Annotated in this window: 1 pseudogene; it reads right to left on the bottom strand. The window is 66.8% G+C overall.

The features are described 5' to 3' along the window. Positions 1-235, bottom strand: a pseudogene (gene glyA / locus HMPREF2886_RS28450) (serine hydroxymethyltransferase); the annotation flags it as partial.

Here is a 235-nt window from a genome sequence, read left to right as displayed (position 1 = left end):
TCTTGTGGGTGGTGGTGGTGACCACGTCGGCGAAGGGTATCGGGTTCGGGTAGAGGCCGGCGGCGACCAGCCCGGCGACGTGGGCCATGTCGACGAACAGCAGCGCGCCGACCTTGTCGGCGATGGCGCGGAAGCGCGGGAAGTCGAGGGTCTTGGAGTAGGCGGAGAAGCCGGCGACGATCATCTTCGGCTTATGCTCCACGGCCAGGCGCTCGACCTCGTCGTAGTCGATCAG

The sequence above is a fragment of the Pseudomonas sp. HMSC066A08 genome, assembly GCF_001813025.1.
In the GTDB taxonomy this organism is placed as follows: Bacteria; Pseudomonadota; Gammaproteobacteria; order Pseudomonadales; family Pseudomonadaceae; genus Pseudomonas; species Pseudomonas aeruginosa.
Note: the sequence above shows the minus strand (reverse complement) of the source record. Positions and strands in the feature narration are given on the sequence as shown.